Genomic DNA, 13,795 nt, shown 5'->3' on the forward strand with positions numbered 1-13,795 from the left:
TGGGAACACGTCACCCGACGACGGTCGCGCACCCGATCCGCGCCCGACGCGACGGGTGCCCGGCCGAGGGGATGCACCGCCGGGGAGGGAAGTCATGCTCACTGCCAAGGTCGTCGGCCGTACGATCGCCGCCGGCGTCACCGTAGCCGCCCTGGTCCCCGGGCCACTGTTCGGGAACGTGACCGAGGTACGGGCCGGACCGAACACCTTCGTGGAGGTCACCCCGAACACCGTCCAGGCGGGTAGCCGGGTCAACATCCGGGCGAGCTGCGACGGCGCGAACAACCAGCAGGCCACGGTGCACTCGGACGCCTTCGGCCGGGTGATCCTGCGGCCCGACAACGGCTTCCTCACCGCATCGGTGACGGTCCCGGGCAGCAAGGCGCCGGGGGCGTACGCGGTCAACCTGAGCTGCCAGCAGAACGGCAACAACGCCACCACCACGCTGACCGTGGTGAACATGAGTCAGGGCAGCCAGGGGCCGGCCACCGGTGGCGGCGGTACGGCCACCGGCCCGGGCGGGGCGATGATGATCGCCGGTGGTCTCGGCATCGTCGTGCTCGCGATCGGGTTCGGGATGGCCGGCCGGCGACGGCGTGCCGAACCGAGTAGCTGACCCGCGGATCGGGCATGTTCCGCTTCCCCACGGGCGACGGCACGTGGCGGGGCCGGACCGGCCGGTGGTGGGCGCGTACCGGCCGGTGGCGACGCCGTACGGCCCGGCTCGCCCGGCAGGCCACCGCGGCGAGCATCACCAGCCCGGATCCGACCGACGGCACCCCGCCCGGCACCCTGGACCCGGCGCCACCCCGGCGGGCCCGACGGACGAACCGGCGTCGGTGGGCCTGGCGTCCCGGACCGGCACCCGTGATCACCCTGCTGCTGGGCCTGCTCGTCACCCTCTTCGGGGTGCAGAGCGTCACCGGGATCACCCTGCTGCCCAGTGGGATGCCGTTCGGCGCTCCGGCGCCGCCCCGAAAGTTTCCGGTGCTGGAGTCGAGCCCGCCGGTCGGGATCGGCATCCGGTCGCTCGGCCTGACCGCACAGGTGCATCCGGTCGGGGTCGCACCGGACGGCACCATCGAGGTACCGGCGTCGGACCGCCGCGACGAGGCCGGTTGGTACAGCCAGAGCCCGACCCCGGGCCAGTACGGGCCATCGGTGATCGTCGGCCACGTCGACACCCGGACCGGGCCGGCCGTCTTCCACGACCTGGCCGGGCTGCGCCCCGGCTCGAAGATCGAGATCAACCGGGAGGACGAGTCGGTGGCGGTCTTCGAGGTCAACTCCGTCAAGCGGTTCGACAAGTCGGAGCTGCCGGTCGACCGGGTCTACGGCGACTTCAGTCGGCCCTCGCTCCGGCTGATCACCTGCGGCGGTCGCTGGGTCGGCGGCGCCACCGGGTACGCCGACAACGTGATCGTCTTCGCGTCCCTGGTCTCGGCCCGGCACACCTGAGGTGCTCAGGCGGCCTCGGCCTCGCGCAGGTCCAGCCAGTCCGCCCAGCGCGGGTCCGGCGCCCGGTGCCCCAGCACCCGCCAGGCGATGCCCTTCGGCGCGGCCGGCAGCGAGTGCAGCCGCCAGCCCAGCTCCGCCGGGGTCTTGTCACCCTTGGTGTGGTTGCACTTGGCGCAGGCCGCCACGACGTTCTCCCAGGCGTGCCGGCCGCCCCGGCTGCGCGGGAAGACGTGGTCGATGGTCTCGGCCGGGCCCCGGCAGTAGACGCAGCGCCAGTTGTCCCGGGCGAAGATCGCCCGGCGGGAGAGCCCGACGTGCGTCCGGTACGGCACCCGGACGAACCGGGTCAGCCGGACCACCGACGGCACCGGCAGGGAGTTGCGGGCACTGTGCAGGATCCCCTCCCCGTCGGCCACGCAGACGGCCTTGGCGGAGAGAACCAGGATGGCGGCTCGACGCACTGAAACGACACACAGCGGCTCATAGGTGGCATTGAGCACCAACGCTCCGGAGCCCACCGTGGGTCGTATGTCAGGCATCGCGCTCACCCTCTCGGTTGTTTCGCGTCCGCTCCCTCGCCCGCCTGGTGCCGGCCCCGCCCCCGGTGGCCGGTCGGCAGCACGCACCGACAGGCCGCCACGACCACGGCCGACGCCGGCAGATCACCGGCGTCCGTGCGCCAATAGTCCCCGATAGCTGGCGCGATTGCACGTACTAATCGGGGGTCCCGCAGAAAGCTTTCACGTCCCGTGGCAAGATGACCGGTTCCGTCCCCCACCCGGGTCCGAGGTGGCGTGGGCGCCGGCCTGGCCAGGGCGTCCGCCACGAGGCGGCGGGTCGGCCGAGACCGGCGGACGCCGGTACGGTACGAAGGCAACCGTGAACCCCACGACGCTGATCACTGCCGCCGGGCTCGGAATGCCGCAGCCCGAGACGCCGGACCCGAAGCCGAGCTGCCAGGACACTCCGCTCTGCGACCTGGTCTTCGGGGTGACCAAGTCGGCGTGGTTCGCCGAGGGGAGCAACCTCTTCCTGATCAAGCCGGCCACGATCGTGCTGATCCTGCTGGTGGCGATCCTGCTCCGCTTCCTGCTGCACCGGACCATCGACCGGCTGGTGCGGAGCACCTCGGAGAGCCGGATCCCGGCGGTGCTCCGGCCGCTGCGGGAACGGATCCCCAGCGCCGCGCCCGACCCGCAGGCCGTCGTACCCGAACGGCGCCGGCAGCGGGCCGAGGCGATCGGCTCGGTGCTGCGCAGCATGACCACGGCGGTGGTCTTCGCGATCGCCGTGCTACAGATCCTCAGCGAACTCAGCTTCGACCTCGCCCCGTTGCTGGCCAGTGCCGGCATCGCCGGCCTGGCCCTCGGGTTCGGCGCCCAGACGCTGGTCAAGGACCTGCTCGCCGGGCTGTTCATGCTGCTGGAGGACCAGTACGGGGTCGGTGACACGGTGGACCTGGGCGAGGCGACCGGGGTGGTCGAGGCGGTCGGCCTGCGGATCACCACCGTCCGGGACGCCCGTGGGGTGGTCTGGTACATCCGCAACGGCGAGATCATCCGGGTCGGCAACAAGAGCCAGGGCTGGGCGATGGTCGTGGTGGACATCCCGATCGGCTTCGCCCGTACCGAGGAGGCCACTGCGGTACTGCGGACCGCCGCCGCCTCGGTCGCGGTCGACCCGGAGCTGGCGCCCGAGCTGATGGAGCCGCCGGAGGTGGTCGGGGTCGAGCAGATCACCGTGGACGGTTCGGTGATCCGGACGGTCGCCAAGACCACCGCCGAGGGGCAACTCCCGGTCTCCCGCGAACTGCGCCGCCGGCTGGCCGAGGCGCTGGAGAACTCCGGCATCACCGCCGGCATCGCGGCGACCAGGATGTTCCCCCGGCCGTCGACCCCACCGGCCGACGGCGAGACCGGCCAGGGTGGAGCCACCTGAGCGCGCCATCCAGCGTGATCACCCCGTGGGCGTATGGCAACCGGCGCCTCGCCGGCCGGCTGCCGCACCCTCGGAACGGGTCGGCACGGGGTACCCCGGACGGTGCCGTGGGCGTACCGGACGGCCCGGACGGAGGGCCGCCCGTCAGGGGTCGCGTACCGCGCGGGCGGTCGGGTATCGTCCGTTCGACCAGTCGGAGATGCGACGATCTATCCGTTCGCCCTAGCCAGTCGTCATACGATCGGGCAGAATCCAGAACTAGCTCCCTCCCGGAGCGTAACGAAGACCTTGCTGATCCGAACGTCTAACGTTCCCGGCAGCCCCATCACATTTGGTCAGCGGTCGAGAACGATGGAGGCCCACCGGTGTCCAAAGAGACACACACTCCCGAGCGGCCGGCAACCTTTCGGGAGGTGTTCGCCCAGCGTGAATACCGGGCGGTCTTCGCGGCCACCGTACTGACCTGGACCGGCGACTATCTCGCCAAGGCCGCCGTCACGCTGCTGGTCTACCAGCAGAGCGAGTCCGTGGCCCTCTCGGCTGCCGCCTTCGCCATCAGCTACCTTCCGTGGCTGATCGGCGGCCCACTGCTCACCACGCTCGCCGACCGGTACCCGTACCGGACGGTCATGGTGATCTGCGACCTCGTCCGACTGCCGCTGTACGCCGCCATCGCGATCGACGGCCTGGACACGCCGGTGATCCTGGCGCTGCTCTTCGCCGCGACCCTGGCGAATCCGCCCAGCCAAGCGGCCCGGTCCGCGATGCTCCCGCTGCTGCTCAGCGGAGACCGGCTGGTGGTGGCGCTCTCCCTGCACGGCAGCACGGCACAGGCGGCACAGGTCTTCGGCTACGCCGTCGGGGCCGGCATCGCGCTCTACAGTCCGGCGCTGGCCCTGCTGCTCAACGCCGCCGCCTTCGGGCTCTCCGCGACGATCCTCTGGTTCGGTGTCCGGCACCGGCCCGCCGTACCGCCCGAGCAGGGCCGGCGGAATCTGCTCCGGGAGACCGGCGCCGGCTTCGCCCTGGTGTTCGGCACCCCGGTGCTGCGGGCCATCGCGATCATGGTGTTCTGCGCGATGCTCTTCGCGATCGTGCCGGAGGGGCTCGCCGCGGCCTGGGCCACCGAGTTCGCGGGTTCGGGTGCCGACCGGAGCGCCACCCAGGCACTGATCATGATCGCCGCACCGGCCGGCTTCATCCTCGGTGGCCTGCTGGTCGGCCGGGGTCTCCGGCCGGAGCTGCGCCGGTCCCTCGTGCGGCCGTTCGCGGTACTCGCCCCGCTGGCCCTGGTGCCCGCCCTGTTCGACCCGCCGCCGGTGGTGGTCGCGCTGCTGGCCGCGGTCGCCGGCTTCGCGGTCGCCGGGCTGATGCCGGTGACGAACGGGCTGTTCGTGCTGGCCCTGCCGCACGGCTACCGGGCCCGGGCGAACGGCGTGATGAACACCGGCGTGCAGGTGACGCAGGGCGTGGCGGTACTCGCCACCGGCCTGCTGGCCGAGCGGTTCACCATTCCCCGGGTGGTGGGGCTGTGGAGCGCCGCCGGAGTGCTGCTGATGCTGTTGCTGGCGCTGCGCTGGCCGCAGGCCGAGCGGTTCGACGCGGCGATCGCGGAGGCCCGGCGCCGCTCCGCCGACCCCCAGGCCGCGGTCGGGCCGGGGAAGCGGCCGGCGGAGACGTCCCCGCCCAACCCCCGGCCGCCCTCCTCCGAGGCCGGCATCGGCGCGGTCTGAGCCCCTGCACCGCTGTGCTGTGAGCCAGCCCGCACCGGGGCGACGGCTCCGACTGCGGTCGATCGCCGAGCCGGATGGCAGGATGGAGCGGTGAATCCCGCAGGTGAGCGAGAGCAGACCCGCCCGTCGGCGACCTTCTACGAGGAGATCGGCGGCGAACCGACCTTCCGGAGACTGGTCGACGAGTTCTACGCGGGTGTCGCCACCGACCCGGTGCTCCGGCCGATGTACCCGGAGGCGGACCTCGGCCCGGCGGCTGACCGGCTCACGCTCTTCCTGATCCAGTACTGGGGCGGGCCGAACACCTACTCGGCGCAGCGTGGGCATCCCCGGCTCCGGATGCGGCACGCGCCGTTCCGGGTCGGGCCGGTCGAGCGGGACGCCTGGCTACGGCACATGCGCCGGGCCGTGGACCGGCTGGAACTCTCGCCGGAGCAGGACGAGACGCTCTGGCAGTACCTCGAACGGGCCGCGTACTTCATGGTCAACACCATGGACGAGACGCCGGGGCCGGCACACTGAGCGCGGGCGTCCGCCCCTAGAGCAGGGCGCCCTCGTCGTGCAGCCAGTCGACGAAGGTGGTCGCCACCGCCGCTCCGCAGTCCAGCATCTCGACGAGCAGGGCGTCGTGCGCGCCGGCGCTCAACGGCACCTGCAACTCGGCGTAGATGGGCAACTGACCGCGCTCGGTGGGGTCCCCGACGTACGCCTTGCAGAACCGGCGGGTGTGGTTCCACTCGTTGACCACCCGGTAGGCCCGGTCGGCCCAGTCCGGCGGGACGGTGGAGTGTGGACGCGCCCGCATGACGAGGATCTCGTCGTCCGGCCCCTCCAGGGCGAACAGCACGGCGTGTCGCTCCCACATGGCCAGCAGGCTGCCGTCGCCGTCGGCGAGATAACGCACGTCGAGCAGGTCCAGTGCGTCACCGACCCGGCGTAGCGTCACCGGTGCGATCACCGGCGGAATCTCCCTGATCGACGCCCGGTCCCCGGGCCGGGAATCCCGATCCCCGGGCCTGGCCTCGGGTTCCGGCCGGGAGTCGTGTTCCGGCTCCCGAGGCGCCGGTGGCCCGACCCGGACGGCACCGTCGGACGCGATCCTGCTTCGAGTTTCCGGCTCGCCGCCACCGGCGTGGCCGGGGCGCCATGACCACCACGGCATCGCTTGCGCACCTCACTCCCCAGCGGATCCACATGCCTACGTTGCGTTGGATCCGAGGCCCGACGGTACCCGTACAGCCGGCTTGAAGCACCCCCCCAACTGCACCACCAGGACGGATGGACCATACCTCCTCATCCGTTCGGGTGATCACGCGCCGGTTTTATCGCAAGCTGGCTGACTTTCTGTGACCATGCCACTCCGAATGGTGCGGCCAATCCGACCCAACGACCCGTGATCCGCACCTGTACGGCGTCCTGCCCAGGCAGGCCGGAGGAGCCGAGAAAGCCCATCCGGACGATGGCCTGGACCAGTCGTTGAGAGATCTCGATCCGGCCGCTGGCGGGTACCGGATCGGTGCCGGCGGTGCCGGGGCCGGGTAGCGGATCGGTGGTCGGCGGCGGTCCGGTCACCACCACCGCGACGTGGTCGAGCAGGGCGTCCCGGACCGCGCGCTGGCCCACCGCCCGGCCGGCGACGCCGCCGGTGGCCGCGCCACGCAGGGTCTCCGCCGCCGCCGCCGCGATCCGGCGCAGTTCGGCCCCGGAGATCGTCTCCAGCACCGTCCCGGGCCCGCCGGGCACCGGCCACCGCCAGTCGGCGTCCCGGCGCCGCGGCAGAGCCGCACCATCCCGGCCGAGTTCGGCCAGCAGCTCGGCGGCAGAGACCGTGGCGTCGCCGGGACCGGGCCCGGCGACCACCCGGCCCACCAGCACGTCCCAGGGCAGCCGCGCCCAGAGCACGGTCCGGTCCGGAGCCCCGGCCGCCGCACCGGGGGCCCCGGAGCGGAGCCGCACCACCGCACCCGGGTCGAGCCGGGTCAACCGGGCCAGGAAGGCACCGGCGTCCGGCAGGCCGGCGAGCCCGTGCCCGTTCCCGGTCGCCACTCCCGCACCACCCGTAGCCTTCTCCCCAGCGGGCACCGAGCCACCCCCTACGCCGGCTCGTCCCGGGCCGCCGGCTCGACCAGATATCGCCGCAGGAACTCCTGCTCCTCGTCGGTCAGCCGGCGGGGTCGCTGCCGATCGAGATCGAACGGCACCAGCACCGACCGGGCCCGGCTGGCCAACACCGTACGGTCGAACAGCTCGTACGCGATGGTGAACCGGGACTGCCGCAGGTCCTCGACCCACATCTCGATGTGTACGGTCGGGGCGCGCTCGGCGGTCGCCGGGTCGAGCGTGTACGCGACCGGACGCAGATAGTCGATCTCGTGCCGGTAGATCACCACACCGTCGGCGAACGAGCCGACTCCCCAGGCCCGGCCGCCGGCGAACATCAGCGCCACCCGGGCCTCCTCGTAGAGGGTGAGGAAGCGGGCGTTGTTGACGTGCCCGTACGCGTCGAGGTCGGACCAGCGCAGGGTGCAGTCGTAGCCGAACCGCCGGCCGTCGAGCTGCTCCTCCTGGGCCGGACGGGCCCGTACCGGACTAGTCACGGGTGAGCTTGCGGTAGGTGACCCGGTGCGGCCGGGCCGCCTCCGCGCCGAGCCGGTCGATCTTGTTCTTCTCGTACGCCTCGAAGTTGCCCTCGAACCAGAACCACTTCGACGGGTCCTGGTCGTCGCCCTCCCAGGCCAGGATGTGCGTCGCCACCCGGTCCAGGAACATCCGGTCGTGCGAGATGACCACGGCACAGCCGGGGAACTCCAGCAGCGCGTTCTCCAGCGAGGAGAGGGTCTCCACGTCCAGGTCGTTGGTCGGCTCGTCGAGCAGGATGACGTTGCCGCCGATCTTGAGGGTCAGCGCCAGGTTGAGCCGGTTGCGCTCGCCGCCGGAGAGCACCTTGGTCGGCTTCTGCTGGTCGGGACCCTTGAACCCGAAGGCCGCCACGTACGCCCGGGACGGCATCTCGACCTTGCCCACCATCAGGTGGTCCAGCCCGTCCGAGACCAGTTCCCAGACTGTCTTGTCGCCGTGCAGGCCCTCCCGGTTCTGGTCGACGTACGACAGCTTGACCGTCTCGCCGACCTTCACCGAGCCGTCGGTCGGCTGCTCCAGCCCGACGATGGTCTTGAACAGGGTGGTCTTGCCGACGCCGTTCGGGCCGATGATGCCGACGATGCCGTTGCGGGGCAGCGAGAAACTGAGGTTGCCGATCAGCACCCGGTCGCCGAACCCCTTGCGCAGCGAGTGCGCCTCGATCACGGTGTTGCCCAGGCGCGGGCCCGGCGGGATCTGGATCTCCTCGAAGTCCAGCTTCCGGGTCTTCTCGGCCTCGTTGGCCATCTCCTCATAGCGGTCCAGCCGGGCCTTGGACTTGGTCTGCCGGGCCTTGGCGTTGGACCGGACCCACTCCAGTTCCTCGCTCAGCCGCTTCTTCATCTTGGCGTCGCGGCGCCCCTCGACGGCCAGCCGGGCGGCCTTCTTCTCCAGGTAGGTGGAGTAGTTGCCCTCGTAGCCGACGGCCCGGCCACGGTCGAGTTCGAGGATCCAGCCGGCCACGTTGTCGAGGAAGTACCGGTCGTGGGTGATCGCCATGACCGTGCCGGCGTACTTGGCGAGGTGCTGCTCCAGCCACTGCACGCTCTCCGCGTCCAGGTGGTTGGTCGGCTCGTCCAGCAGCAGCAGGTCGGGCGCCTCCAGCAGCAGCTTGCAGAGCGCGACCCGGCGCCGCTCACCGCCCGAGAGTTGGGTGACGTCGGCGTCCGGCGCCGGGCAGCGCAGCGCGTCCATCGCCAGTTCGAGCTTGGAGTCGATGTCCCAGGCGTCCTCGTGGTCCAACTCCTCCTGGAGCTGGCCCATCTCGGTCATCAGCTCGTCGGAGTAGTCGGTGGCCATCTGCTCGGCGATCTTGTTAAACCGCTCCAGCTTGGCCTTGGTCTCCGCCACCGCCTCCTCGATGTTGCCGAGCACGGTCTTGGCGTCGTTCAGCGGCGGCTCCTGGGCGAGCAGCCCGACGGTGTAGCCGGGCATCAGCCGGGCGTCGCCGTTGCTCGGCCGATCCAGGCCGGCCATGATCTTGAGCAGGCTGGACTTGCCGGCGCCGTTCGGACCGACCACACCGATCTTGGCCCCCGGCAGGAAGCTCAGCGTCACGTTGTCCAGCACGACCTTGTCGCCGTGCGCCTTGCGCGCCTTCTCCAGGACGTAGATGTACTGGGCCACGGTGCGGCCTACCTCCCACGGATGTGATGTCCCCGGATGCCGTGTTTACGACCGACCACGACGTCGGGCTTGCTGTGGACCGCGGTGCCGGTGTCAGGCCGGCCACGCGGTGCGGCGAAGAAACGCCGTCGTCAATCCTGACAGGTCCGGCCCGTCCCGCCCACATCACCCTCCGCCGGAGCGCCGCCGCGCCGACCGAGTGGTCATGATCACCTTTGCGTTTCTCCGTCGTATCCCGCAGGGCAGTACTTGTGGCACTGGGGGTTAGGCACCGCAGCTACGCTCAGTACGCTCAGCGGTGGACACCCGTCATCACCGGAGGTGCACTGATTGTGACCGTACGTAGCTCGTTCGTGGTCGTCGCGAATCGCCTGCCGGTCGACGAGGTGACCACACCCGAGGGACGCCAGTGGCGCCGCAGCCCGGGAGGACTGGTCACCGCCCTGCATCCGGTGCTCGCCCAGCACCAGGGGACCTGGGTCGGCTGGGCCGGCGGGGTGGGCGCCGCACCGGAGCCGTTCGACCTGGAGGGAATCCGGCTGCACCCGGTGCCGCTGAGCGCCGAGGAACTCGAACGCTACTACGAGGGCCAGTCCAACGCCACGATCTGGCCGCTCTACCACGACGCGGTGGAAACACCGGCGTACAAGCGTCGCTGGCGCGAGGCGTACCGGCTGGTGAACGCCCGGTTCGCCGAGGCAGCGGCCGAGGTGGCCGCCGAGGGCGCGACGGTCTGGGTGCAGGACTACCAGCTCCAGCTCGTGCCGGCGATGCTCCGCGAACTCCGGCCCGACCTGCGGATCGGCTTCTTCCTACACATCCCGTTTCCGCCGATCGAACTCTTCATGCAGATGCCGCTGCGCGCCGAGGTGCTACGCGGGCTGCTCGGCGCCGACCTGGTCGGTTTCCAGCAGCGGCTGGCGGCGCAGAACTTCGTCCGGCTGGCCCGGCACCTGCTCGGGCTCCGTTACGAGGGCCAGATGATCCAGGTGGACGGCCGGCAGGTCAAGGCGGGCGCGTTCCCCATCTCGATCGACGTCGCCGAGATGGAGCGGATGGCCGTCGACCCGGCGGTGCAGGCCCGGGCCAAGCAGATCCGTACCGAGCTGGGCGACCCGAAGACGGTGATCCTCGGGGTGGACCGGCTCGACTACACCAAGGGGATCGAACTTCGACTCAAGGCGTTCCGCGAGTTGCTGTCTGACGGAAAGTTGACAGTTCCCGACGCGGTTATGGTGCAGGTTGCTACGCCAAGTCGGGAACGGGTGGAGCACTACCAGGCACTCCGGGTCAAGGTGGAACGCGAAGTTGGTCGAATTAATGGCGAATTCGGCCGGGTCGGTGTACCGGCAGTCCATTACCTCCATCAGTCGTACAGTCGCAGTGAACTGGCCGCGCTCTACTGCGCGGCCGACGTGATGATGGTGACCCCGCTGCGAGACGGAATGAATCTGGTGGCCAAGGAGTACGTAGCAACACGCGCCGACTCGGGCGGCGCCCTCGTGCTCAGTGAGTTTGCCGGCGCCGCCACCGAGCTGCGCCAGGCATTCCTCTGTAACCCGCACGACCCGGACGGAGTCAAGGACGCGCTGCTGCGTGCGGTCCACGTCGACAAGGTCGAGGCCCGGCGCCGCATGCGCATCATGCAGCGCCACCTGCGTACCCACGACGTCGGACACTGGGCCCGGTCCTTCCTCAACGAGTTGGGCGTACCCGAGACGGAGGACGAGTGAAGTCCGGCTCACTGCTCGACGGGGGTCCCCGCACCCTCGACACGATCGACCCCGAGCTGCGGGCCGCGATCGGGCGGATCGCCCGGGTGCCGCAGCTCCTGGTCGCCTGCGACTACGACGGCACCCTCGCGCCGATCGTGGAGGACCCGACCAAGGCAGTGCCACTGCCCGAGTCGGTAGCCGCCGTACGCGCGCTGGCCGCCCTGCCGCAGACCACCGTCGCCGTGGTCTCCGGCCGGGCCCTGCGGGACCTGGCCACCCTCTCCCGGCTGCCCAGCGAGGTGCACCTGGTGGGCAGCCACGGCTCCGAGTTCGACATCGGTTTCGTCGAGCGGCTCTCCCCCGAGCTGATCGAGGTACGCACCCGGCTCCGCAACGAGCTGCGGCAGATCGTCGCCGGCCGGGCCCGGGTACGCCTGGAGACCAAGCCGGCCAGCATCGCGGTGCACACCAGGGGTGCCGATCCCGAGGTGGCCGCCGAGGTCGTCGCGGCGGTGGACGCCGGCCCCGCCGTCTGGGCGGACGTCACCGTGACCCGGGGCAAGGAGGTGATCGAGCTGTCGGTGATCCCCACCAACAAGGGCACCGCGCTCGAACAACTCCGTACCCAGCTCTCGGCGAGCGCGGCCCTCTTCCTCGGCGACGACGTCACCGACGAGAACGCCTTCGCCAAGCTGCACGGGCCGGACGTCGGCATCAAGATCGGGCCGGGCGAGACCCGCGCCGCCTTCCGGATCCAGGAGCCGGTCGACGCCGCCCGGGTACTCGCACTGCTCCTGGAGGTACGCCGGAACTGGCTCTTCGGCGAGCGCGCCGTACCGATCGAGCGGCACTCGATGCTGGCCAACGGGCGTACCGTCGCACTGGTCACCCCGGAGGCGAGCCTGAGCTGGCTCTGCCACCCCAAGCCCGACTCGCCGGCGATCTTCGCCGACCTGGTCGGCGGCAACCCGGCCGGCTACTTCAGCATCGCACCGGAACGCGGCGGCCTGCCGCTCGGCCAGCGCTACCGGCCGGGCACGATGACCGTGGAGACCCGCTGGTCCGGACTGACCGTCACCGACTGGCTGGACCGGCCGTCGGCCGACAGCGTGCCGAGCGGTCCGGCGGTGATCAGCGGCGACTCGACCCTGGTCCGGGTGCTCAGCGGCGCCGGCCGGGTCCGGCTGGACTTCGCGCCCCGGCCCGAGTTCGGCCAGGTCGCCGTGCAGCTCCAGCCGCTCGGCGACGGGCTGCTGGTGCTCGGCTCCAACGAGCCGATCGCGCTCTACTCCCCCGGCGTGGAGTGGCAGATCGTCAACGACGGCGGCTACGAGACGGCCCGGGCCGTGGTCGACCTGGCCGCCGCCGGTGGCTCGGTCACCTGCGAGTTGCGGTTCGGCTCGCACAGCCTGGACCACCACCGGGTACCCGTGCAGGAGCGGCAGGCGATGGCCGAGCAGCCCTGGCGGGACTGGGTCGCCGGGCTGCGGCTGCCCACCTCCGCCCGCGACCTGGTCGGGCGGAGCGCGCTGACCCTGCGCGGGCTGGTGCACGAGGCCAGCGGCTCGATCCTGGCCGCCGCCACCACCTCGCTCCCCGAGGAGCTGGGCGGGGTACGCAACTGGGACTACCGGTACTGCTGGCTCCGGGACGCGGCGATGACCGCCCGGTCGCTGGTCGACCTCGGCTCGCTGGCCGAGGCCGAGGGCTTCCTGCGCTGGGTCGACGGCTGTGTCGAGCGCACCGGCGGGCACCCGGAGCGGCTGCATCCGCTCTACACCGTCGACGGGTTCGAGCTCGGCGCCGAGGCGGTCATCGACACCCTGCCCGGGTACGCCGGCTCCCGGCCGGTCCGGGTCGGCAACCTCGCCAACCACCAGCTCCAGCTCGACGTGTTCGGGCCGGTCGCCGACCTGCTGGCGGCGGTCGCCGACCTGCGCGGCGAGGTACGCGACACCGAGTGGCGGGTACTGGAGAACATGGTCGAGGCGGTCGCCCGGCGCTGGCACGAGCCCGACCACGGGCTCTGGGAGGCCCGGCTGCCACCCCGGCACCACGTCTACTCCAAGGTGATGTGCTGGATGACCGTGGACCGGGCGCTGCACGTGGTGCGGCGGCACGGGGACGGCGACCGGCCGGAGTGGGTCGAGCTGCGCGACCGGATCGGGCACAACGTGCTGGAGTTCGGCTGGCACGAAGGCGCCGGCGCCTACACGGTGGCGTACGGCGAGGAGGAGATGGACGCCTCCTCGCTCTGGATCGGCCTGTCGGGTCTGCTGCCCGACGACGACCCCCGGTTCCTGGCCACTGTGCTGAAGGTCGAGGCCGACCTGCGCAGCGGTCCGGTGGTCTACCGCTACCGCTGGGACGACGGGCTGCCGGGCCGGGAGGGCGGCTTCCACATCTGCACGGCCTGGCTGATCGAGGCGTACCTGCGCACCGGTCGGCGGTCCGACGCCGAGGAGCTGTTCACCCAGATGGTGGACACCGCCGGCCCGACCGGCCTGCTCCCCGAGCAGTACGACCCGATCTCCGAGCGTGGGCTGGGCAACCACCCGCAGGCGTACAGCCACCTCGGGCTGATCCGCTGCGCCCTGCTGCTCGACAACATGGTCAAGGGCTGACCGGTACGCCGCTGCCGTGGACCGCGCCGAGTCGCGTCCACGGCAGCGGCGGCCTGGTCGT

At 71.3% G+C, this 13,795-nt stretch carries 12 protein-coding genes; 7 read left to right on the forward strand and 5 right to left on the reverse strand.

Features of this window, described 5'->3' with window-relative positions:
* The first annotated feature begins 94 nt into the window (after positions 1 to 94).
* Both Pma05_RS32875 and Pma05_RS32880 read left to right on the forward strand, forming a co-directional pair.
* On the forward strand, positions 95 to 616 hold the full coding sequence (locus Pma05_RS32875; RefSeq protein ID WP_239313594.1) for a hypothetical protein: 522 nt from the start codon (positions 95 to 97) through the stop codon (positions 614 to 616).
* Between the two features lie 14 nt (positions 617 to 630).
* Positions 631 to 1,458 carry a class F sortase gene (locus Pma05_RS32880; protein WP_203861390.1) on the forward strand — a complete coding sequence of 276 codons (828 nt, stop codon included), beginning with the start codon at positions 631 to 633 and terminating at the stop codon, positions 1,456 to 1,458.
* A 5-nt stretch (positions 1,459 to 1,463) separates the two neighbouring features.
* Here the strand turns inward: Pma05_RS32880 and Pma05_RS32885 are convergent, their stop codons facing one another.
* Entirely contained in the window at positions 1,464 to 1,997 is a 534-nt protein-coding gene (locus Pma05_RS32885; protein WP_203861391.1) for an HNH endonuclease, read from the reverse strand.
* Between the two features lie 379 nt (positions 1,998 to 2,376).
* Here Pma05_RS32885 and Pma05_RS32890 point away from each other — a divergent pair, with 379 nt between their 5' ends.
* The 3 genes from Pma05_RS32890 (at position 2,377) to Pma05_RS32900 (ending at position 5,651) form a co-directional block, all read left to right on the forward strand.
* Positions 2,377 to 3,396: a mechanosensitive ion channel family protein gene (locus tag Pma05_RS32890; RefSeq protein ID WP_203861433.1), complete on the forward strand. Its 1,020-nt coding sequence runs from the start codon at positions 2,377 to 2,379 to the stop codon at positions 3,394 to 3,396.
* Between the two features lie 365 nt (positions 3,397 to 3,761).
* Positions 3,762 to 5,129 carry an MFS transporter gene (locus tag Pma05_RS32895; RefSeq protein WP_203861392.1) on the forward strand — a complete coding sequence of 456 codons (1,368 nt, stop codon included), beginning with the start codon at positions 3,762 to 3,764 and terminating at the stop codon, positions 5,127 to 5,129.
* A gap of 90 nt (positions 5,130 to 5,219) precedes the next feature.
* Positions 5,220 to 5,651 carry a globin gene (locus Pma05_RS32900; RefSeq protein WP_203861393.1) on the forward strand — a complete coding sequence of 144 codons (432 nt, stop codon included), beginning with the start codon at positions 5,220 to 5,222 and terminating at the stop codon, positions 5,649 to 5,651.
* 16 nt (positions 5,652 to 5,667) lie between these two features.
* On the opposite strand, the gene Pma05_RS32905 is transcribed toward Pma05_RS32900, so the two are convergent.
* The 4 genes from Pma05_RS32905 to ettA all read right to left on the reverse strand — a co-directional run bounded on the left by Pma05_RS32905 (position 5,668) and on the right by ettA (position 9,395).
* Positions 5,668 to 6,291, reverse strand: coding sequence for a type III secretion system chaperone family protein (locus tag Pma05_RS32905; protein WP_203861394.1), 624 nt, complete (start codon positions 6,289 to 6,291; stop codon positions 5,668 to 5,670).
* Positions 6,292 to 6,422: 131 nt separating this feature from the next.
* Entirely contained in the window at positions 6,423 to 7,211 is a 789-nt protein-coding gene (locus Pma05_RS32910) for a DUF8185 domain-containing protein (RefSeq protein ID WP_203861395.1), read from the reverse strand.
* An 11-nt stretch (positions 7,212 to 7,222) separates the two neighbouring features.
* Entirely contained in the window at positions 7,223 to 7,726 is a 504-nt protein-coding gene (locus Pma05_RS32915; protein WP_203861396.1) for an acyl-CoA thioesterase, read from the reverse strand.
* Positions 7,719 to 9,395: an energy-dependent translational throttle protein EttA gene (ettA, locus tag Pma05_RS32920; protein ID WP_203861397.1), complete on the reverse strand. Its 1,677-nt coding sequence runs from the start codon at positions 9,393 to 9,395 to the stop codon at positions 7,719 to 7,721. Before ettA ends, Pma05_RS32915 begins: the two co-directional genes overlap by 8 nt.
* A 332-nt stretch (positions 9,396 to 9,727) precedes the next feature.
* Between ettA and Pma05_RS32925 the strand changes: the two genes are divergently transcribed.
* Complete coding sequence (locus Pma05_RS32925) at positions 9,728 to 11,128, forward strand: alpha,alpha-trehalose-phosphate synthase (UDP-forming) (protein ID WP_101367673.1); 1,401 nt, start codon at positions 9,728 to 9,730, stop codon at positions 11,126 to 11,128.
* Positions 11,129 to 11,139: 11 nt separating this feature from the next.
* Positions 11,140 to 13,734, forward strand: coding sequence for a trehalose-phosphatase (otsB, locus tag Pma05_RS32930; RefSeq protein ID WP_203861434.1), 2,595 nt, complete (start codon positions 11,140 to 11,142; stop codon positions 13,732 to 13,734).
* The last annotated feature ends 61 nt before the right edge of the window (positions 13,735 to 13,795 follow it).

Origin of the sequence: Plantactinospora mayteni, from assembly GCF_016862935.1 — a bacterium.
Lineage (GTDB): Bacteria > Actinomycetota > Actinomycetes > Mycobacteriales > Micromonosporaceae > Plantactinospora > Plantactinospora mayteni.

Excerpts from the sequence above, each read along its gene's own strand:
- Pma05_RS32905 (WP_203861394.1), bottom strand. The coding sequence starts at position 6,291 with ATGCCGTGGTGGTCATGGCGCCCCGGCCACGCCGGTGGCGGCGAGCCG.
- Pma05_RS32885 (WP_203861391.1), bottom strand. The coding sequence starts at position 1,997 with ATGCCTGACATACGACCCACGGTGGGCTCCGGAGCGTTGGTGCTCAAT.
- Pma05_RS32890 (WP_203861433.1), top strand. The coding sequence starts at position 2,377 with ATGCCGCAGCCCGAGACGCCGGACCCGAAGCCGAGCTGCCAGGACACT.
- Pma05_RS32880 (WP_203861390.1), top strand. The coding sequence starts at position 631 with ATGTTCCGCTTCCCCACGGGCGACGGCACGTGGCGGGGCCGGACCGGC.
- Pma05_RS32875 (WP_239313594.1), top strand. The coding sequence starts at position 95 with ATGCTCACTGCCAAGGTCGTCGGCCGTACGATCGCCGCCGGCGTCACC.